Raw genomic sequence first — 22,444 nt, forward strand, 5'->3', positions numbered from 1 at the left:
TAATTATTAACATAATCATTTTTAGATATGAAATTTTTTTGTTTTTTTTAATAATCTTCATACGAAAGATCATTAAACGAAAAAATTAAAGACTTTAACATTATGTTTTTAAATATCATTGTTATTTGCATAACAGTTTAGGATAAATCCTAATATAAATTCTATTCTCTTTAGAATTTATATTAAAATTTAGCTAACTCTTTTAACTTGATTTGCTTAAATAGATGGTGGAGATAAGCGGGATCGAACCGCTGACCTCCTGCGTGCAAGGCAGGCGCTCTCCCAGCTGAGCTATATCCCCACATACTAATCAGATTATTATATGGTGGGCCTACCAGGACTTGAACCTGGGACCTCACGATTATCAGTCGAGCGCTCTAGCCAGCTGAGCTATAGGCCCATTCTTCACCTATTCTTTGAAATAATCTTTATAAACCGAACATGATAACTGCAATCTCTTTGATTGCTTTGGAAGTTAGAAACGAATCTAACTTCTCTTCTCTGAAAGGAGGTGATCCAACCGCAGGTTCTCCTACGGTTACCTTGTTACGACTTCACCCCAGTCGCTGAATCCACTGTGGAGGGTAGCTACTTTAGCATCCCCGCTTCGAATGAGTTCAACTCCCATGGTGTGACGGGCGGTGAGTACAAGACCCGGGAACGTATTCACCGTAGCATTGCTGATCTACGATTACTAGCGATTCCAACTTCAAGTAGTCGAGTTGCAGACTACTATCCGAACTGGGAGGCATTTTTGAGATTTGCTCCACCTCGCGGTATCGCTGCTCTTTGTATGCCCCATTGTAGCACGTGTGTAGCCCTGGACGTAAGGGCCATGATGACTTGACGTCGTCCACACCTTCCTCCTGGTTGCCCAGGCAGTCTCGTTAGAGTTCTCAGCCGAACTGTTAGCAACTAACGACGTGGGTTGCGCTCGTTGCGGGACTTAACCCAACATCTCACGACACGAGCTGACGACAGCCGTGCAGCACCTGTCCTACAGTTTCTGCAAGCAGACACTAATCTATCTCTAAATCATTCTGTAAATGTCAAGTCCAGGTAAGGTTCTTCGCGTATCGTCGAATTAAACCACATGCTCCACCGCTTGTGCGGGTCCCCGTCTATTCCTTTGAGTTTTAATCTTGCGACCGTACTCCCCAGGCGGTACACTTAATGTGTTAACTGCATTACTGCAATGTCTAGCATCGCAACAACTAGTGTACATCGTTTAGGGCGTGGACTACCAGGGTATCTAATCCTGTTTGCTCCCCACGCTTTCGCGTCTCAGCGTCAATAATGTTCCAGTAGATCGCCTTCGCAATCGGTATTCCTTCTGATCTCTACGGATTTTACCCCTACACCAGAAATTCCATCTACCTCTCCCATATTCTAGATAGACAGTTTCAAAAGCAGTTCAATAGTTGAGCTATTGGATTTCACTTCTGACTTATCTATCCGCCTACACGCTCTTTACGCCCAGTGATTCCGAGTAACGCTTGCACCCTCCGTATTACCGCGGCTGCTGGCACGGAGTTAGCCGGTGCTTATTCATATAGTACCGTCATTATCTTCCTATATAAAAGGAGTTTACGCTCCGAAAAGTGTCATCCTCCACGCGGCGTTGCTGCATCAGAGTTTCCTCCATTGTGCAATATTCCCCACTGCTGCCTCCCGTAGGAGTCTGGACCGTGTCTCAGTTCCAGTGTGACTGATCATCCTCTCAAACCAGTTAGGCGTCATTGACTTGGTGAGCCATTACCTCACCAACTATCTGATACCATACAGTCCCATCCTCTAGCACTAAAGCGTTTCCCTTGCATTCTTATGAATTAAAGGCATATAGGGCATTAGCAGACGTTTCCATCTGTTATTCCTTTCTAGAGGGCAGGTTAACTATACATTACTCACCCGTGCGCCACTTAGCTGACAACTTAAGCAAGCTTAAGTCCGTTCTCGTTCGACTTGCATGTGTTAGGCACGCCGCCAGCGTTCACTCTGAGCCAGGATCAAACTCTCCATAATATTATGAATGTTTAATTCTCTGACTTATGTTTTATTACTTTTGTAACAAAACTAAATCTCATTTGTAAAGCTTAGCTTTATGTTTCTTAAATAGACAAGGATATAATTTACTTATATTCTTGTTGTTATATTTTTGTGTTATCATATTCGGTTTATAAAAATTACTTCTTCTTACAAACCTTCGTTGTTAAAGATCATCCATCTCTTCAAAACTTTGTGTCGTTCCTCTGAAATTGGACGGGAATTATAATAGATTTTTTAACGCTTGTCAAGGGTTTTTTCTTATTCCTGGCTTAAATTTTGAAAGTTTTTGCTCTTTTTATCTTCTCTTTTTTTCTTTGTTATTTTTTTTTACTCTTTTAGCCCACATTTTAAGGTCTTTTACCTTTATATACATATCCACTCTTCCCTTCTATTATTATTTCTCTCTTCTCTTTACTCTTTGTTATTATCTCTATTTTACATCTTTCTTCTATCTCATATCTATTTGCTTCATTTTCTTTACTACTTAATCTTGAATATACTCTCCCTTCTCCTCCATATGATATCTGCCCTAATTATTTATTGTTTTTAGTATTAATTTTTATTCAATTAAGAAATTTAAGTATCAATTAATAATACTAATTTATAAAAGTGAATCAAGTGGTAACCATTGATAAAAACTTGAAAATATATAAAAAATTTATTATCTCGATTCATAAAGAAATAAAAAGAACTAATAAAGAGTATAGGGAATGGAAATAAAGATAAATAAAAAGCAAAGGGTAAAAAAAGGAGGAAAGTAAAACCATAGTAAGTAGAAGAAAAAAAAGTGAAGAAAAAAAGAGCAAAAAAAAAGCTCATAGCTTAAACATCAAATAGAGATGAATAAACTAAAAGCTTAAAAAACACTCAAGAGCTGGCAGCGGCCTACGTTTCCACAAGTGAAACCTGCAGTATTATCAGCGCAGAGGTGCTTGACTTCCGGGTTCGGAATGGAGCCGGGTATTTCCACCTCGCTATAACCACCAGCAATATGAGTATCAAACAAACTTTAAAAGTTTGCTCTGTACTCACATTTATGAGTTATAAAAATTATAATGTTAAGTCTTTGACACAATACTGAGTTAAACTCAATAAGATAGTAAACCAAGAAATAGTTTAAAAAAAGCCAAACGATCTATTAGTACTAGTCAGCTAAACGTCTTTCAACGCTTACACATCTAGCCTATCAACCAGCTAGTCTTGCTGGGATCTTCAGGGAAAGTTCATCTTAGAGTTGGCTTCGAGCTTAGATGCTTTCAGCTCTTATCACATCCGTACGTAGCTACCCAACGATGCCCTTGGCAGAACAATTGGTACACTAGTGGTACGTTCATCCCGGTCCTCTCGTACTAGGGACAAATCTCTTCAACTTTCCTACGCCCACGGAAGATAGGGACCGAACTGTCTCACGACGTTCTGAACCCAGCTCGCGTACCGCTTTAAATGGCGAACAGCCATACCCTTGGGACCTGCTCCAGCCCCAGGATGCGATGAGCCGACATCGAGGTGCCAAACCTCCCCGTCGATGTGAGCTCTTGGGGGAGATCAGCCTGTTATCCCCGGCGTACCTTTTATCCTTTGAGCGATGGCCCTTCCACACAGAACCACCGGATCACTATGACCGACTTTCGTCTCTGTTCGACTTGTATGTCTCACAGTCAAGCTAGTTTTTGCCATTATACTCAACTGGCGATTTCCATCCGCCATGAACTAACCTTTGTAAGCCTCCGTTACTTTTTAGGAGGCGACCGCCCCAGTCAAACTACCCACCAGACATTGTCCTGAAGAAGGATAACTTCTCGCAGTTAGTAACTCAAATATTCAAGGGTGGTATCTCAAGGTTGGCTCCACTTGTACTAGCGTCCAAGTTTCAAAGCCTCCCACCTATCCTGCACATGAATATCCAAGCTACAGTGTCAAGCTGTAGTAAAGGTGCACGGGGTCTTTCCGTCTTTCCGCGGGTAGGAGGAATTTTCACCTCCACTACAATTTCACTGGATCCCTGGTTGAGACAGCTCCCATCTCGTTACGCCATTCATGCAGGTCGGTATTTAACCGACAAGGAATTTCGCTACCTTAGGACCGTTATAGTTACGGCCGCCGTTTACTCGGGCTTCAATCAAATGCTTCGCTTGCGCTAACATCATCAGTTAACCTTCGAGCACCGGGCAGGCGTCACACCTTATACATCCACTTACGTGTTAGCAAAGTGCTGTGTTTTTGGTAAACAGTCGGGAGGGACTCTTTGTTGCAACCTTTCCAGCTTTCGAGAGCAAGTCTCTATACCGGAGTAGGCACACCTTATACCGAAGATACGGTGCTAGTTTGCAGAGTTCCTTAACCAGGGTTCTTCCACGCGCCTTAGAATACTCATCCCACCCACCTGTGTCGGTTTACGGTACGGGCAACAAATAATATACTTAGTGGCTTTTCTTGGCACGACAGTATCATCGATTCTCTATCTCCTCCGAAGAGTGTCAAGAGCCTGTAAGATCTCGGTCTAACGATACCCGGATTTGCCTAAGTATCAACCTACGTCCTTCGACCCACTATTCCATCAGTGAGCTCGATTAACTCTATGCGTCCCCACATCGCGCTTATTTGTTGGTATTGGAATATTAACCAATTTGCCATCGTCTACCCCTTTCGGACTCGACTTAGGACCCGACTAACCCTACGATGACGAGCATCGCGTAGGAAACCTTGGGTTTTCGGCGTTAAGGATTCTCACCTTAATTCTCGCTACTCATGCCTGCATGCTCACTTCTATCCGCTCCAACGCTCCTTACCGGTACATCTTCTACGCTGAATAGAACGCTCTCCTACCACTTGATAAATCAAGTCTAAAGCTTCGGTGTACATCTTAGCCCCGTTATATTTTCCGCGCAGAATCACTAGACCAGTGAGCTGTTACGCTTTCTTTAAAGGGTGGCTGCTTCTAAGCCAACCTCCTGGTTGTCACAGTAACTCCACATCGTTTTCCACTTAGATGTAACTTAGGGACCTTAGCTGTTAGTCTGGGTTGTTCCCCTCTCGACATAGGATTTTATCACCCTACGCCTGACTCCTATGATTACGCATATAGTATTCGAAGTTTGATAGGGTTTGGTACCGCGGTAAGCAGCCCTAGCCCATTCAGTGCTCTACCCCTATATGTTACTACATAAGGCTATACCTAAATATATTTCGGAGAGAACCAGCTATCACGAAGTTTGATTGGCCTTTCACCCCTATCCACAAGTCATCCGAAGACTTTTCAACGCCTACCGGTTCGGTCCTCCACTAGCTCTTACACCAGCTTCAACCTGCTCATGGATAGATCACTTCGTTTCGGGTCTGCAGCATCTGACTAATTCGCCCTATTAAGACTCGCTTTCGCTACGGCTTCACACTTGGCTTAACCTTGCCAGATACCACAACTCGCAGGCTCATTATGCAAAAGGCAGTCCGTCACCCTGATAAATCATAGGGCTCCGAATGATTGTAAGCTAATGGTTTCAGGTTCTATTTCACTCCCCTCACTGGGGTACTTTTCACCTTTCCCTCACGGTACTTGTTCACTATCGATCTGTAAGTAGTATTTAGGGTTGGAAGGTGGTCCTCCCATATTCAGACAAAATATCACGTGTTCCGTCCTACTCGTTCTTAAGCCTAGTACCACATTAAAAATTTCGGTTACAGGAGTTTCACCTTCTATGCTCAAACTTTCCAGTTTGTTCACCTATTTAAAATGCTATCACTTAATGCCCTAATCCCATTTCGCTCGCCGCTACTTTGGGAATCTCAATTGATTTCTTTTCCTCTGGTTACTGAGATGTTTCACTTCACCAGGTTCGCCTCCTCGAAAGGATAACATGCATAACATGCTGGGTTGTCCCATTCGGAAATCACTGGATCAAAGCCTCTTGACGGCTCCCCAATGCTTATCGCAGTCTAGTACGTCCTTCATCGCCTCTTACAGTCTAGGCATCCACCATTAGCCCTTTATAGCTTATTTTATTTGAGAATAAAGTAATTTCTTACTTTAACCTTTTTGAATAATTATTCCTTGGCTACTATCTTATTGAATCTAAAACTCAATAAAACAGTTGTGTCTATCTATACTTTTTATATTAATAATCTTAATTATTAACATAATCATTTTTAGATATGAAATTTTTTTGTTTTTTTTAATAATCTTCATACGAAAGATCATTAAACGAAAAAATTAAAGACTTTAACATTATGTTTTTAAATATCATTGTTATTTGCATAACAGTTTAGGATAAATCCTAATATAAATTCTATTCTCTTTAGAATTTATATTAAAATTTAGCTAACTCTTTTAACTTGATTTGCTTAAATAGATGGTGGAGATAAGCGGGATCGAACCGCTGACCTCCTGCGTGCAAGGCAGGCGCTCTCCCAGCTGAGCTATATCCCCACATACTAATCAGATTATTATATGGTGGGCCTACCAGGACTTGAACCTGGGACCTCACGATTATCAGTCGAGCGCTCTAGCCAGCTGAGCTATAGGCCCATTCTTCACCTATTCTTTGAAATAATCTTTATAAACCGAACATGATAACTGCAATCTCTTTGATTGCTTTGGAAGTTAGAAACGAATCTAACTTCTCTTCTCTGAAAGGAGGTGATCCAACCGCAGGTTCTCCTACGGTTACCTTGTTACGACTTCACCCCAGTCGCTGAATCCACTGTGGAGGGTAGCTACTTTAGCATCCCCGCTTCGAATGAGTTCAACTCCCATGGTGTGACGGGCGGTGAGTACAAGACCCGGGAACGTATTCACCGTAGCATTGCTGATCTACGATTACTAGCGATTCCAACTTCAAGTAGTCGAGTTGCAGACTACTATCCGAACTGGGAGGCATTTTTGAGATTTGCTCCACCTCGCGGTATCGCTGCTCTTTGTATGCCCCATTGTAGCACGTGTGTAGCCCTGGACGTAAGGGCCATGATGACTTGACGTCGTCCACACCTTCCTCCTGGTTGCCCAGGCAGTCTCGTTAGAGTTCTCAGCCGAACTGTTAGCAACTAACGACGTGGGTTGCGCTCGTTGCGGGACTTAACCCAACATCTCACGACACGAGCTGACGACAGCCGTGCAGCACCTGTCCTACAGTTTCTGCAAGCAGACACTAATCTATCTCTAAATCATTCTGTAAATGTCAAGTCCAGGTAAGGTTCTTCGCGTATCGTCGAATTAAACCACATGCTCCACCGCTTGTGCGGGTCCCCGTCTATTCCTTTGAGTTTTAATCTTGCGACCGTACTCCCCAGGCGGTACACTTAATGTGTTAACTGCATTACTGCAATGTCTAGCATCGCAACAACTAGTGTACATCGTTTAGGGCGTGGACTACCAGGGTATCTAATCCTGTTTGCTCCCCACGCTTTCGCGTCTCAGCGTCAATAATGTTCCAGTAGATCGCCTTCGCAATCGGTATTCCTTCTGATCTCTACGGATTTTACCCCTACACCAGAAATTCCATCTACCTCTCCCATATTCTAGATAGACAGTTTCAAAAGCAGTTCAATAGTTGAGCTATTGGATTTCACTTCTGACTTATCTATCCGCCTACACGCTCTTTACGCCCAGTGATTCCGAGTAACGCTTGCACCCTCCGTATTACCGCGGCTGCTGGCACGGAGTTAGCCGGTGCTTATTCATATAGTACCGTCATTATCTTCCTATATAAAAGGAGTTTACGCTCCGAAAAGTGTCATCCTCCACGCGGCGTTGCTGCATCAGAGTTTCCTCCATTGTGCAATATTCCCCACTGCTGCCTCCCGTAGGAGTCTGGACCGTGTCTCAGTTCCAGTGTGACTGATCATCCTCTCAAACCAGTTAGGCGTCATTGACTTGGTGAGCCATTACCTCACCAACTATCTGATACCATACAGTCCCATCCTCTAGCACTAAAGCGTTTCCCTTGCATTCTTATGAATTAAAGGCATATAGGGCATTAGCAGACGTTTCCATCTGTTATTCCTTTCTAGAGGGCAGGTTAACTATACATTACTCACCCGTGCGCCACTTAGCTGACAACTTAAGCAAGCTTAAGTCCGTTCTCGTTCGACTTGCATGTGTTAGGCACGCCGCCAGCGTTCACTCTGAGCCAGGATCAAACTCTCCATAATATTATGAATGTTTAATTCTCTGACTTATGTTTTATTACTTTTGTAACAAAACTAAATCTCATTTGTAAAGCTTAGCTTTATGTTTCTTAAATAGACAAGGATATAATTTACTTATATTCTTGTTGTTATATTTTGTGTTATCATATTCGGTTTATAAAAATTACTTCTTCTTACAAACCTTCGTTGTTAAAGATCATCCATCTCTTCAAAACTTTGTGTCGTTCCTCTGAAATTGGACGGGAATTATAATAGATTTTTTAACGCTTGTCAAGGGTTTTTTCTTATTCCTGGCTTAAATTTTGAAAAAAATCTGCTTTTTTACTTTTTTGCTCTCTTTAAGTATTTTCTTATTTTTATAAAAAGCCTATATATTGGGGAGTGTTTATATTTTTTAATTGATTAGGATTGTTTTTGTATAAAGTAAAATTAATTTTAAATAAATAGGTTTAAACCTATTTATTTAATTTATCAACAATTTTAAGAAGATAATCTGCTGATTCTTTTGCACTAGATTTTAAAAATTCATCAAAATCTATATCAGCTCCACCATCTGCAGCATCCGAAATTGCTCTTAATATGAAAAATGGTACATCTAAAGAATCACATATAACCGCAACACTTGCACCTTCCATCTCTAAAGCATCTGCTTTAAATGTATTTTCTATAAAATTTTTTCTCTCTGATGAATGTACAAATTGATCTCCAGTAGCTATTGTTCCTTCTAAAACATTTAATGAATTTTCTAAAGCAACCTCTTTTGCTACTTCTCTTAATTCTTTAGAAGTTTCAATAAATACATCGCCACCAGGAACAAAGCCATGAGGATGACCAAAGGCAGTAATATCTAGATCATGTTGACATAACTTATCTGCAATTATCAAGTCACCAATTTTAAGTTTAGGATTTATTGCACCTGCAACTCCTGAAAATAAAAGTGTATCACATCCAAATTTTTCAATTAGTGTACTAGCTGTTAAACTTGCAAATACTTTTCCTATCTTAGAGTATGCAATAACAATATCTAAACCATTATAAGATACTTCATAATATTTATTTTTTGCAAACTCTGTAATTTTTACATTGTTAAAGTGAGATAATAAAGGTTCAATTTCCTCTTCCATAGCTCCCATAATTGCTAATTTTTTCATCTTATGCATTTACCTCTTCAATCACTTTTTCTAAAGATGCCATATCACTTACATTTAGTGTTGGTGTTCCTTTACAAATTTTTCTGTTTAGTCCTTTTAAAACTACTCCATTACCAAACTCAATAAATGCATCTACTTTTTGAGCATTTGAAGCAACACTTTGTTTATACTTTACTGGACTTGTTAATTGAGAAGATAATAACTCAATCGCTTCATCTTTAGTTGTATATTCTTGTGCCGTAACATTTGAAATTACTGGCAAAAATTCATCTTTTAAATATTCATCTAAATATGGTCTTAAATTTTCAACTGCACTTGTAAGTAATTCACAATGGCTTGCAACTGACATATCTAATACAATAGCTCTTTTTGCTCCAGCTTCTTTAAATGTGTCTACTAGACTTTCTAAATCAGCTTTAATTCCTGCTAGTACTAATTGCCCATCTTGATTATAGTTTGCTGGCCAAACTTGTTTACCCTCTTTTCTTTGAGCTTCACAAATATCTTCTGCAACTTTATCATCTATACCAACTAATGCCATCATCCCTGCTCCACCATCTGAACAAGCCTCAGTCATAAATTGCCCTCTTTTATGTACTAATTCTATTGCATCTAAATAATCAATTGCACCCGCTGCAACTAATGCTGAAAATTCTCCAAGTGAATGTCCTAAAACAAATTCAGGTTGAATATCACATTTATCTTTAAATATCTTATTTGCAATTGAACTTACTAATAAAATAGCAGGTTGTGTATATTCTGTTAATCCTAATTTATCATTTTCTTCAAAAAGTAGTTTTTCAAAATCTATATTTAATCTGTCACTAGCTTTTTTAATCATCTCTTTTGCAATATCATTATTTTCAAAAAAGTCTTTTCCCATACCTATAGATTGACTTCCTTGACCTGGAAAAATAAATGCAACTTTCTTCATATTATTACCCTTTATAATTTGATTGTTTAAAAATGAGCAGTATTATACTATTTTTTTATACTCTATAAAATAAAAAAGCCCAAAAGTATCACTTTTGGGCTTTTTTTAAGATTTAATTTGTGATTAGTGACAACCACATCCTCCACCACCGTGAGAATGTCCATGGTCATGTCCACCTTCACTTGAACAACAACTACCTTCACTTTCTCCGTGGCTACCGCCACCACAACAACCACCCATTGCTGCCATACCACCAACAACACCAGTTTGAATCTCTTCTTCAGTTGCATCTCTTAAAGATTTAATAGTAACTGAGAACATTAAAGTTTTACCAGCCATTGGATGATTATAATCAATAGTAACATCAGAGTCTGTGAAAGATTTAACTGTAACTTGAACAGTTTCACCTTGCTCACCTTGACCATATAGAGTCATACCTTCTGCTAATTCAATACCAGCAAACTGCTCTTTTGGAAGAGTTTGCATTGCTTCTTCATTGTATTCACCATAAGCATCAGCAGGTTGAACCATAACATCTGCTGATTCATTTTCTGACATCTCTACAAGTTTAGTTTCTAAACCTGCAATAATTTGACCTTTTCCAGAAACAAATTCTAATGGTGCAGCACCAACATTTGAATCAAGTTGCTCACCTGAATTTGCGTCTTTTAAACTATATTCAAAACCAATTACTTTTGACATATTTTTCCTTTTATTAATTTTATTTTATATTTGATAAGTTTTTAACAGCTACTTTAGCTTCTTTAGAATCTGGATAGATATCAATTAAAGAGTTGTAAAAATTAGCTGCATTACTAAAATCTTTTATTTTTTCAAAAGATATAGCACTATGTAGTAAAAGCTTTGGCATGTATGAAGCTTTATCATATAACATTGCCGAAGTTTTAAAATATGAGATTGCATCATCATATTTTTTTCTGTAATACCACATTTCACCTAAATAAAAATTACATGTTGCAGGCTTATAATTTTCAGCTACTAAATGTTCAAACATTGGTATAGCTTTTGTAAAATAATCCTTTTTAAACAATGCAATAGCTTCATCTAAGATTTCACCATTATCTTTTTGAGATAGTACCTTTTTAGATTTACTCTTAGCTGTACTTTTACCACTAGTTTGAATTCCTAAAGATTTTTTTAAAGCTTCAAATTCAGCTCTAGTAATAAATTGATTCATATTTGATTTAAACTCTTTTTCAGAGATATAACTATTATTTATTTTATTAACATTTGTTGATAATCTTGTAACAGCTTTTTTAAGAGTTTCAAGACTTTTTGAATAATCTTCTTGCATTGTTAAAATTTGTGCCAACACATTTTTTAAGTCTGCAATATCGTTTGTGTGTTTTTCTGTTAATGTTGAATTCTCTTCAACTTTCTTAATTATTTCATTAATTTTTAATACTGAACCATTTAACTTTTGAGAATCACCTTCATAGATTGATTCTAATCCATCAATTCTTTCACTTATAGATTCTAATGACAATTTTACATCTTTTACTTTTGAATCTATTGTTCCAAGTGTTTTTTTATTATTTAAAATATTTTTTTCAGTAGATGTTAATCCATATGGATTTTTCGAATTTAAATCTCCAGCACCAAAAGCTGAAATCTCATCAGCTTTTAAAAAAGTGCTAGCGATAAAAAGAGTAATAAATAAAATTTTATACATTAATTATTATTTAACTAGTTTGTGTTCAGATCTTCTGTTTTTTTGCCAACAAGCAGAATTTTTCTCAGTACAAGCTGGATTTGACTCACCAAAACTTACTACTGTTACTGCAGATTCTGAAATACCATCCATAACTAAAAAGTCTTTAACAACTTTTGCTCTTTTTAAACCTAAAGCATAATTATATTCGTCAGTTCCCCACTCATCACAGTTACCTTCAACTTTGATAGTTGTACCAGCTTGAACAGCTGCCAATTTTGCAGCATTTGATTTTGCAACATCTTTCATATCACCTGATAAATCATATTTATCAAAAGCAAAATAGATATTTTCAATGAAAACTTTTTCACCATTTATCATATAATAATATCCATTGTCTGCTTTTTCTAACAATTCATCATTAACAACTTCTTGTTGTACATTAGTTTCTTCAACATTATTTAACGCGCTCTCAGAGTTTTGTGGTGCCGGTTCATTAGTAACTTCAACTTCTTTTTGGCTACAACCAGTAAAAAGTACAGCTGCAACTAAAAAAGCGTAAATACTTAACTTTTTCATAATTTGCTTTCCTTTAATAAATTTTGCTTTGATTTTACAAAAGTTAAACTTAATCAACAATTACTCAAATATCAAGACTTGTTATAATTTCTTCTAATGTATCCAAAAAGTAACTGTTATGATTTGCAACTTTTGCTACTCTATAATCTATAAAACCATGATTTTCTGCCACTTCCTTATATTCTATATCTAATTCAAACTCTGTTTCTGAATTATCTACTGTAAACGATATTGGATATATTAAAACTTTTTTTGATTTTTTAATTTCTTCTAATTTATCTTCTAAATATGGTCTTAACCATTCCATTGGTCCAACTCTTGATTGGTATGCAACATGTATATTTTTGAAATTTATATTTTGACTTTTTAATTCTTTTTTTGCACACTCTACATTTTTTAGAATATGTTCTTGATAAGGATCTCCTTTATCTATAGTTCTTTGAGTTAAACCATGAGCAGAAAATATCAATTCAAAATCTTCTGAATTATCATCTTTTAAGGCTTCTTTTATACGTTCAACAATTGCTTTATTATAACTAGTATTATAATAGTAATAATCTACTGTTCTAATTTCAGCTTTTAGATTAGCCTTTTTTGCATACTTTCTAAAATCTTCAATAGACGATTTTGTTGTAGTAGAAGAGTAATGTGGATACATGGGTATTGCAAATACTCTATCATAATCTTTTAAATTTGTTACAATCTCTTTTGCAAAAGGGGGAGTATATCTCATCTCATAAAATACATCTATATTTTCTAATCTTTTTTCTAGCCTTCTAACTAATCTCTTAGTATGTCCAACTATAGGAGAGATTCCACCTAATAATTTATAGTTGTTTTTTGCTTCATTTTTTCTCATACTAATTATTAAAAATGCTATTAATGCTCTAATTGGTTGAGGGGCACCTATAATATATTTATCATTAAACATATTTTTTAAAAATACTTCTACCTCATCTAAATTGTTTGGTCCTCCCATATTCATAAGTACAACAGCTTTTTTCATATATTACCTTTTTTAAAAAAGATAATATGTAAAAATTTAAATTTTTCGTAGAAATAAAATGTTAATTAATCTAATTTTTTGGAAGATAGTATTTTTTTTGTTATTTGATGTCTAAATTCAAACATATTATTTAATTCTTTCTTTATAAAAAAATCAAATAGTTTACCAAGTTTTCCAAAAGGTAATTTATAGATAACAACATCTTTTAATTCAACTTGATTTCCTCTTTTTGTGAATATATGAGAATGTTCCCAATATTTAAATGGAGATTTTATTGCATAATCAACTAATAAATTGGGAGAATCGATTTTTTTAATTTCAACTTCCCAATAAGTAGGAATAAAATTTTTTATACTTTTTATTTTTAAAACTGTTCCTTGCTCAACTTTAATTACTTCGTTTAAAAGTATAACTTTCATATCTGGAGGTGTTATTCTTTTTAGATTATTTACATCTAAATGGAAATCAAACACCTCTTGTAAAGTGCAGTTTAAAATTATACTTTTTTCAAATCTTTTCATAATTTATACTACCAAATTTTTTAAACTATTTTCTATAGAAGCATATTTAAATTTAAATCCATTATCTAAAAGCCTTTGAGGTATTGCACATTGTCCATCTGTTAAAACTTTTGCACCTTCACTAAATATAAGATTTAACATAAATTGTGGCACTGTAAAAAAAGTTGGTCTATGAAGAACTTTTCCTAATGCTTTAGTTAAACCCTCATTTGTAGTTGAGATTGGTGCTGCAAGATTGAATACACCATCTAACTCTTTATTTTCATAAACATGATTATATGCTCTTAGTAAATCTTCTATATGAATAAAAGAGAAATATTGTTTTCCATCACCAATATTTCCACCTAAACCAAATTTAAAAGCAGGTAACATTTTACTTAAAGCACCACCATTTCCTAAAACAATTCCAAATCTAAAAATCGCTGTTCTTATGCCAAATTCGTTTGCTTTTAAGGCTTCTGTTTCCCATTCTTTACAAACATTAGCTAAAAAATCATCTGAATACTCAACTTCATCTTCTTTATAACAAGATTTATTATTATATATTCCCACAGCAGAAGTTGAAATAAATAATTCTGGTTTTACTTTTGCATTTTTCATAGCTTCAACTATTGCTTTTGTTGTATCTATTCTACTTGTATAAAGAAGTTTTTTATATGAGTCTGTCCATCTATTTATAATATTTGCACCTGCTAAATTAATAATAAATTGTGAGTTTTCTACTATATCAATAAGTTTTTGTGAATCTTTTAACTCTTCTCGCTTTATTCCTCTTACATTAAAACCTATATTTGAAAAAAAACTTTTTAGACTTGTACCTACAAATCCACTTGAACCTGTAATTGCTATTGTTTTCATTATAGACTCCTTTTTAGGTTTATTTCATTATATATCTATTCAAACAATTTAGTATATTTTTTTTGTAAGTTAATAGTTAAAGTGTTCTACTTTCTATGTATTCTCTAAATTCTTTTGCTCCATCTTTTGAACTTGTCACAATATCATCTATATCATTAAAACTAATCTCTAGTTTTGATTGTTCAACACTTTGCATTGACTTTATTTTATCCACATTTACTATATACGATCTATGTACTCTAAAAAAATTTTTACCTTTTAATATATTTTCCATATCACCAATTTTTTTTCTTAAATAAGCATCTGCATTTTTTATTTTTATTATAACTTCATCTAAGTCGGCTTTTATATAATATATATCATTAATATCTATTAGATAGATTTTATTCCCTCTTTTTGCCACAATTTTTTTTGTTTCATCGAGTACTTTATCTGTATATTTATATATTTTATCAAGACTTTTTTTAATAGATTCACTAGAAATTGGTTTTAATATATAATCCATGCCACCTGATTCAAAAGCTTCTAAAGCATACTCTTCATAAGCTGTTTGAAACACAATAAAAATACTAGAATCTATTTCTAAAAGATTATTTGCTAACTCTAAACCACTCATTGAAGGCATAGATATATCTAAAAAAGCTATATCAATTTTTTGTTTTGCAACTTCAGTAATAGCTTTTATAGGAGAGTCACACTCTATTATATCTTCTATGCCTTGTTCAGTTAAAAGTCTTTTTAATCTACTTAAAGCTAATTTTTCATCATCTACTATTAAAACTTTCAAATTATTTCTCCCCCAAGTTAATAATAAAATTCATTTTATTATTTTCTGTGCTATAACTTAAAGTACCAACTTTTAATAAAGCTAATCTTCTTTCTAGATTAGTAAGTCCCGTACCAAATATAAGCTTTTCACTTATTTTACCGTTATTTAGTACTATAATAGTATCATTATCAATTTTTATCTCAATATTTAACTTTTTTGAGTCATATCCATGCTTTATAGCATTTTCAACCAAAAGTTGTATAGAAAATTTAGGTACTATTATCTCTTTATCTTTTATATTTGAAATAATTATAAGCTCAATATTATTATCAAATCTAATATTTTCAATACCAACATATGTTTTTACCATATCAAGTTCAGTCTTTAAAGGTATTAAACTATCTCTATTTATAGCATTTCTTAGAAATTTGGATAAATCTAATGTTGCTTTTTCTGCTTTTTGTTTATCAAGATATATTAACTCTGATATAGAATTAAGTGCATTAAAAAGAAAATGGGGATTTAATTCACTCTCTAATGCTTTTATTTTACTCTCTAATATCTCACTATTTATACTTTCATTTTTATATTTCGTTGCAATAAATTGATGAAGGATTAAACCTATTAAAAAAGTTAAAAAACCACTTATAATACTTATATATAACCAAAACTCTGAAATAAATTCAATGATTTGAAAACTAGTTTGACTAAATATATAATAATTGAAACAAAACCCTAAAAAACCAGAAAGAAAAGAAAAAACAAAACTGATAAGTATCCAAAATTTTTCTTTGACTTTAGGTAAAATTAGTTCATTTGAAAGAGTAATAAAAATAAATGCAAAAAAAGATATACTAATTGCACTACAAGTACTAAAAAATACGGTACCTATTGCAAGTAAACTTTTATCTAAAAATAAAAATAAAAAAGATATTAAAAATCCAAAAAGTGCACCAATCAAAATAATATAAAGCCAATCTTTATAAGAAATTTTTAACTTTACACTATCCATTTAATTCCTCATTTAATACTTTCACTCCAATTGCTATTCCAGGCCAACCTTGTCCAGCAAAAATTGTATCACCTACATTATATAAACCTTTAAAAGGAGTTGTACAACTTGGTAGTTGAAGTATGTTTTTAAGTGTTATTGCATTTCCACCACAATTAGCTCTATTTATATATCTTCTAAAAGTTTTTGAAGTGGCACTTGAAATATTAATTATATCTTTTTTATTAATATTCTCAAAATGTTCTACAAAAGAATCGATAATAAAGTTTTCACAAAGTGCTTTTTGTTTTATATATTCATCTTTATTTATATTCTCCCAATAAGAAGCATTTGTATGTGTTGAAATTGTTACACTATAACCATTCTTACTCATTTTTTTATCATCTTTAGAACTAAATGAGATAAAAAATGAGTTTGAAATTGTATTTGGAATTTTTTTATCTAAAATTATTTGATAATGGTGTAATAGATCTTCATTTGTATCTAAATTAAAATTTACAACAAAAGCACTTTGATTATTAAAAGAGAATCTTTGATAATATTTTTGAATCTCTTTATCTTCAAATAAATTTGCACAATCATATATAGTAGAGTTTAAAACTATATTTGAAGTTAAATACTCATCTTTTTTTGAAATAAGTCTAAATTTGTCTTTTTCTTTTATTATTTTTACAATTTGCTCTTTTCGTTTTAAGTCAATATCATTTAATAAACCTTCAAATAAACTTCCCATTCCACCATTTACATAAAAAACATCGTGGAAAGGATAAGCTAGTCCTAAAGCTAAAGACAATACCGTTATCTCTTTTGAAGTAGTTTGCAAAGTTATTAATAATTGAGCATCTATAAAATCTTGATACTCTTTTGAGATATCCCCTAAAATCTCTTTTATAAAACTTTTTGCACTTTTAAATGTATAAGTATTAAAGTTGAAAAAAAGCTCTATAAAAGAATTTATTGTTTTGATATATGCATTTAGTGAGTATTTTGAATAATATAGCTTTTTTAATTGCCAAAACTTTTCATCTATATCTTTAATCTTTTGCCAAAATATTTTGTTATTTTTATTTGGGTAAGCTTTATTTATATCTTCAATAAATTTATCAAAATCTTTAATTCTATCAATTACTTTTTTATTTTGTATTATTCTAATTGCTATATCACTTTTGGTAATATCTGGTTTATAATTCGCTTTATCAAATATCTCTTTTATAGGATGATTTTCTTCATAACCTACAAAAGTAGTTGCTCCTGCGTTAAAGTATGAACCGTATCTCTTAAATGTACTAGCACAACCACCAAGGTTTTTATCTTTTTCAAATATTATTGTATTTTTATCTTTATTTAAAGAGGCGATCATACTTCCTCCTATACCTGAGCCAACAACAGCCAAATCATACAGTTTCATTTTTTGCCTCTTTGAACTTTTCTATTGCTCTTTTTCTAGATATAGATATATCAACCATAGCTTTAGGATAAGAGATAAAAAGATTTGATTGTACACCATTTTCTATATGGAAAAGTCTTGAATCTACATCTTTAAGTTCTTTTATTACAGATTTAATAAAAATCCCTTTTTCATCAAATTTTTTTGATTGTGTGTATGGATTAAATACTCTAAAATATGGTGCAGCATCAGCTCCTGTACTAGCACCCCACTGCCATGAACCTATATTTGAACTTGCCTCATAATCTAACAGTTTCAAAGCAAAATATTTTTCACCTTTTTTCCAATCTATAAATAGATTTTTTGTTAAAAAAGATGCAACTATCATTCTTAATCTATTATGCATAAATCCTGTTCTATTTAAATGTCTCATTGCTGCATCAATAATTGGAACACCAGTATTACCTTCACACCATCTTATAAAATCATCTTCGTTTTCATTCCAACTAATATCAATATTATTAAAATTATTAAACTCTGAATTTGGAAAATGAAATAAAATATAATTATAAAACTCTCTCCAAAATAATTCTCTAATAAAAAAATCACTATCTTTTAAATTTCTAACATAATTAAATACCATAACTGGAGAAATAATACCAAACCTTAAAAACACCGAAAGATTTGAAGTGGCATCTTTATAAAAATAATCTCTATTTTCTTTGTAAGTACTTAATTTCATAGGAATTTTTTCTAAGAGTTCCTTAACACCATTTGTTAATATTTTAGGTAGATTTACTAATTTAAATCCCATACTTTCTAGTGTTGGGACATCAGTATAATCATAATGAAATAAAACCATGTTTTTTGATATGCTTCTTTGTTCTATATTATTTGAATTAGTTAATAAATCTAAAGATTTATAAAAGGGAGTAAATACTTTGTAAGGTGTACCATCATTTTTTAAATGATTTGCTGGATTTAAAATAAATGAATCAATAAATTGTCTTAGAGGTATTATTTTATCTATCTCATCATCTCGCTTTTTTGAATAAAAATCAAAATCAACTGAACATAAAACTTCATCAAAGCCAAATTTTTTTAAATTTTTAAATATCTCTTTTGGTTTTCCATAAAAGATTGCTAGATCTAAATTCATCTTCAATAATTTTTGTTTTAAATCTATTACTGACTGATAAATAAAATTTACCCTTTTATCATCAAAAGGTAAACTATCTAATATATCAATATCGAAAATAAATATAGGGAATACTTCACCTTGTGCATTTTCTAATAAAGCTGAGTCTTCAATCCTTAAATCTCTTCTAAACCAAAGTATTTGTTTCATTTATATGCCTCTACCTTTGATCTAAGTGCTAAATCTTTGGGATATGGATTTAAGAAAATTTGTGTTTTTAAATATTCTATATCAAATTTATTTGTATAAAGTTTGATAATTTTAATTACTGCAATTAAAGGAATTATCCCATTTTTAAAATCTTCAATAGATTCTAAAATCTCATCTTTTTCCTCTTTAGATATCACTTTTTTAAAATATCCATATATATGAAGTAAAACATTATAGGTATTTTTTATTGTACCTTTTTGACCTATTGCTTCTAAAAAAAGTTTTTTATACTTTTCTAAAACAATTTCAATTGATTCTTTTTCATGATTAGCCACAATATTACCTAACTCTTTATAATAATTATGAGATTTAGAATATATCATGTATTTATATGAGGTGTGAAATTTAACTAAATCATTAAAAGAGGGTTTTGAATCTAAAAAAATATGTAAAGATTTATACGCAAATACTTGCATTAAAAAGTTTTCCCTTAGCCAAGGGTCACCTAACCTTCCCTCTTCTTCAATAGGTAAATAAGGAAACTTATTTTTTAATTCATTAGCAAATACACCTACACCAACATTTTCACTTTGTCCATTTTTTTTATCTGGATATATTTTAACTCTTTCCATTCCACATGTAGGAGATTTTGATTTAAGTATAAATCCACATAATTGATTATCTTCAATTTTCTTTACTAATTCTTTTGAAATATCAGTAATAGTATTAGTTACATCTTCATTCTCATTTGTAGTTCTTACAGTAACTTCACCATTACTTCTAACTAGTCTTATTGCAGGTCTGGGAGTTGGAAAAACTAATTTTTCAGGACAATATGCTTCAAATTCAAAATAATTTGAAAGTTCATTAACAATAAATCTATCTCTTGAATGACCGCCATCATATCGACACATAGTACCTAATAGGCATGATGATATTCCTAGTTTCATAATAACTCCTTTGTGAAATTATATTAAAACTAGGATATTTTTGTAAGTTTTTTTTGTTAGTTTATAAAATTACCAATCAATTGATTGAATTTTTCCATTCTTAAGAGGAGAAAGAAATGATTTACCTTGATTTAATCTAATAATACCAATAGAACTTCTACCTTTCATATTTTTTAAGAATATAATAGATTCTCCATCTTTAGAAAATTTAGGAAATTGATTACTTCCACTAGCAGTTAATCTTTCTAAGAAATCACTTTTAGTTGACATAAGGAAAAGATTAAATGTATAACTACCAAACTCATTATCTCTTTCTCTACTTGTATAAACTACATAATCTTTATATGTTGTTGCAGAAGAGTTATTTCTACCATGATATACAAGTCTTTCAACACCTCTATTACCTATTTTTTTTGCAAAAATATTAGGATATCCTAATCTATCAGATACAAAAACAATTTTTGAATCATTTTCAACAAAATGTGCACCAACATCAATACCTTTATATGTTGTTAATCTTGTTTTTGTTTTTCTTTGAGTATCATAAAGATAAATGTCTGGTTGATAATCTGGACTTGCAGTAATTAAAAGTTTTCTTCCATTACTACTTATATCAGATGCTACAACCATACCCTCACTTTTCATAATAACTTCTTTTTTTCTATTATAAAGATTAGTTTTTATAAGTGTAGGGATACCTTTATCATATGTAGTGTAATAAAAATCGCCTTTTTTCTTATCTGCCCATTTAGGGAAAATATTTAAACCACCTTTTATAACTGGTTGTTGAAAGCTAAGTGTATAATCTGCAATAATAATATCAGCTTTTTTAGCTTCTTTATATAAAGAGAATATAACAAATTTATCCATCCAATCAATTGATGGAGCATTTAATTGTTTATTAACGGCAATTGCAATTCTATGAGCTAAAAAAGGATATCTATCCTCTTTTGAAGTTGATAAAGTTTTAGATAAAACTTGTTGTTTTGAATTAATATCAAATAATTTAAAGTCAACAGAATATCCTCCAAAACCGCTAACACTTGAACTTATATTTAAAAATAAATCTGTTCCTTTATTTGATAAAGCTAACATATTTGGCAATTTGTTAAACTCTACAACTTCATTTGAGTCTATAACATCAAAATGTCCACTAATTTTTAAGTCTTTTTCAATTAATCTCTTAACTTTGTTTGTTAACTCTTTATTCATAGCACCTGGTGCAACTGAAATTTCAATTTTTGGTAAATTTGTACTTTTCTTAACAATATCAAGTTCTGCATCGGCAGCAAATAAAAAAGTAGTAAAAGCTATAATTAAAAATAAAAATCTATTCATTTATTTATCCTTCTGATTTAAAGTTCACAATAATATCAACTTTTGAATTAATTTTTGGTCTAGGGAATTGCTCATTAATTTGAGATTCCAAAAACTCTTTTAATGATTCATCGAAACGTTGGTCATTTGAATATTTCATTATTCTATAATCAAACTGTCCACTACTTGAAATCATTACAAGAACTTTTACAACAAGACCTGATTCTAATAGTTTTGGATTCCATCTTTGCCATAATATCTCTTTTATTTTTGAAAAATATTCATCCTCTTCACCATTTGAAGTAGAACTATTTGATGGAAGATTAGTTGTTGTTTTAACATCTTTTAAAAGTTTAGAAACCGTATTATTATCCGTTTTCTTTTGTTTTTGAAACTTTGATTTAAATCTACTTGGATCTAAAGATTCTTTTACAGCATTTACATCTTTTTCTTCAACTTTTTTTGCAGTAGTTTTTACATTTGCAAATAATGATTTAAAATCTGCTTTTTGTTTAGATGAACGTGAAGTTGATTTTTTAACTACCTTTTCAGCTTTTTGAGGTGTTTTTTGAGCAGCACTTTTTTTATCTGCTTTTGTAGAAATCAAATCTAATTCTAAAACTGTAGTTTTGCTTGAATCATATTTTTTAGGTTTTGGAGCATTTATATAAATTAAAAAAGATAAACAGATTAGTAAATATAAACTAGCTGATATTACACCTGCTAGATAAAAATAACCTTTTTCTTGCATGA

Annotated in this window: 15 protein-coding genes, 4 tRNA genes and 4 rRNA genes; all 23 read right to left on the reverse strand. The window is 32.5% G+C overall.

What is annotated here, in order from left to right; translation table 11 throughout:
- Positions 1–225 precede the first annotated feature (225 nt).
- The 23 genes from ACKU4C_RS10430 to ACKU4C_RS10540 all read right to left on the reverse strand — a co-directional run bounded on the left by ACKU4C_RS10430 (position 226) and on the right by ACKU4C_RS10540 (position 22,442).
- Positions 226–301: transfer RNA gene (locus tag ACKU4C_RS10430), tRNA-Ala, on the reverse strand.
- Positions 302–323: 22 nt separating this feature from the next.
- Positions 324–400 (reverse strand) — tRNA-Ile (locus tag ACKU4C_RS10435).
- 104 nt (positions 401–504) lie between these two features.
- Positions 505–2,022 (reverse strand): 16S ribosomal RNA (locus ACKU4C_RS10440).
- 896 nt (positions 2,023–2,918) lie between these two features.
- Positions 2,919–3,034, reverse strand: a 5S ribosomal RNA gene (gene rrf, locus ACKU4C_RS10445).
- 129 nt (positions 3,035–3,163) lie between these two features.
- A 23S ribosomal RNA gene (locus ACKU4C_RS10450) occupies positions 3,164–6,043 on the reverse strand.
- 350 nt (positions 6,044–6,393) lie between these two features.
- Positions 6,394–6,469, reverse strand: a tRNA-Ala gene (locus tag ACKU4C_RS10455).
- Between the two features lie 22 nt (positions 6,470–6,491).
- Positions 6,492–6,568: transfer RNA gene (locus ACKU4C_RS10460), tRNA-Ile, on the reverse strand.
- 104 nt (positions 6,569–6,672) lie between these two features.
- Positions 6,673–8,190, reverse strand: a 16S ribosomal RNA gene (locus tag ACKU4C_RS10465).
- The 16S, 23S and 5S rRNA genes sit together here with 4 tRNA genes alongside, the layout of an rRNA operon.
- Before the next feature lie 452 nt (positions 8,191–8,642).
- Entirely contained in the window at positions 8,643–9,338 is a 696-nt protein-coding gene (locus tag ACKU4C_RS10470) for a 5'-methylthioadenosine/adenosylhomocysteine nucleosidase (protein WP_321311800.1), read from the reverse strand.
- 1 nt (position 9,339) lies between these two features.
- Positions 9,340–10,272 carry an ACP S-malonyltransferase gene (gene fabD / locus ACKU4C_RS10475; RefSeq protein WP_321311801.1) on the reverse strand — a complete coding sequence of 311 codons (933 nt, stop codon included), beginning with the start codon at positions 10,270–10,272 and terminating at the stop codon, positions 9,340–9,342.
- Positions 10,273–10,395: 123 nt separating this feature from the next.
- The gene (locus tag ACKU4C_RS10480) at positions 10,396–10,974 is read right to left on the reverse strand and encodes a peptidylprolyl isomerase (protein ID WP_321311802.1); all 579 of its coding nucleotides are present in this window, start codon (positions 10,972–10,974) and stop codon (positions 10,396–10,398) included.
- A gap of 19 nt (positions 10,975–10,993) precedes the next feature.
- Positions 10,994–11,965, reverse strand: coding sequence for a tetratricopeptide repeat protein (locus ACKU4C_RS10485; protein WP_321311803.1), 972 nt, complete (start codon positions 11,963–11,965; stop codon positions 10,994–10,996).
- 6 nt (positions 11,966–11,971) lie between these two features.
- On the reverse strand, positions 11,972–12,523 hold the full coding sequence (locus tag ACKU4C_RS10490) for an OmpA family protein (RefSeq protein ID WP_321311804.1): 552 nt from the start codon (positions 12,521–12,523) through the stop codon (positions 11,972–11,974).
- 64 nt (positions 12,524–12,587) lie between these two features.
- Complete coding sequence (gene hemH / locus ACKU4C_RS10495; protein ID WP_321311805.1) at positions 12,588–13,529, reverse strand: ferrochelatase; 942 nt, start codon at positions 13,527–13,529, stop codon at positions 12,588–12,590.
- A 65-nt stretch (positions 13,530–13,594) separates the two neighbouring features.
- Entirely contained in the window at positions 13,595–14,050 is a 456-nt protein-coding gene (locus tag ACKU4C_RS10500) for an SRPBCC family protein (RefSeq protein WP_321311806.1), read from the reverse strand.
- 3 nt (positions 14,051–14,053) lie between these two features.
- On the reverse strand, positions 14,054–14,908 hold the full coding sequence (locus ACKU4C_RS10505) for a TIGR01777 family oxidoreductase (RefSeq protein ID WP_321311807.1): 855 nt from the start codon (positions 14,906–14,908) through the stop codon (positions 14,054–14,056).
- Positions 14,909–14,984: 76 nt separating this feature from the next.
- Positions 14,985–15,695, reverse strand: a complete 711-nt coding sequence (locus ACKU4C_RS10510) for a LytTR family DNA-binding domain-containing protein (RefSeq protein WP_321311808.1) — start codon at positions 15,693–15,695, stop codon at positions 14,985–14,987.
- A gap of 1 nt (position 15,696) precedes the next feature.
- Positions 15,697–16,689, reverse strand: a complete 993-nt coding sequence (locus ACKU4C_RS10515; protein ID WP_321311809.1) for a histidine kinase — start codon at positions 16,687–16,689, stop codon at positions 15,697–15,699.
- Complete coding sequence (locus tag ACKU4C_RS10520) at positions 16,682–18,097, reverse strand: NAD(P)-binding protein (RefSeq protein WP_321311810.1); 1,416 nt, start codon at positions 18,095–18,097, stop codon at positions 16,682–16,684. The genes ACKU4C_RS10515 and ACKU4C_RS10520 overlap by 8 nt, the downstream gene beginning before the upstream one ends.
- Complete coding sequence (locus ACKU4C_RS10525; protein ID WP_321311811.1) at positions 18,084–19,424, reverse strand: deoxyribodipyrimidine photo-lyase; 1,341 nt, start codon at positions 19,422–19,424, stop codon at positions 18,084–18,086. The genes ACKU4C_RS10520 and ACKU4C_RS10525 overlap by 14 nt, the downstream gene beginning before the upstream one ends.
- On the reverse strand, positions 19,421–20,374 hold the full coding sequence (locus ACKU4C_RS10530) for a DUF523 and DUF1722 domain-containing protein (RefSeq protein WP_321311812.1): 954 nt from the start codon (positions 20,372–20,374) through the stop codon (positions 19,421–19,423). The genes ACKU4C_RS10525 and ACKU4C_RS10530 overlap by 4 nt, the downstream gene beginning before the upstream one ends.
- Positions 20,375–20,443: 69 nt before the next feature.
- Positions 20,444–21,712, reverse strand: coding sequence for a Tol-Pal system protein TolB (gene tolB, locus ACKU4C_RS10535; RefSeq protein WP_321311813.1), 1,269 nt, complete (start codon positions 21,710–21,712; stop codon positions 20,444–20,446).
- 4 nt (positions 21,713–21,716) lie between these two features.
- On the reverse strand, positions 21,717–22,442 hold the full coding sequence (locus ACKU4C_RS10540; protein WP_321311814.1) for a TonB C-terminal domain-containing protein: 726 nt from the start codon (positions 22,440–22,442) through the stop codon (positions 21,717–21,719).
- Between the last annotated feature and the right edge of the window lie 2 nt (positions 22,443–22,444).

It is taken from the genome of Halarcobacter sp. (assembly GCF_963676935.1).
Taxonomy (GTDB): Bacteria; Campylobacterota; Campylobacteria; order Campylobacterales; family Arcobacteraceae; genus Halarcobacter.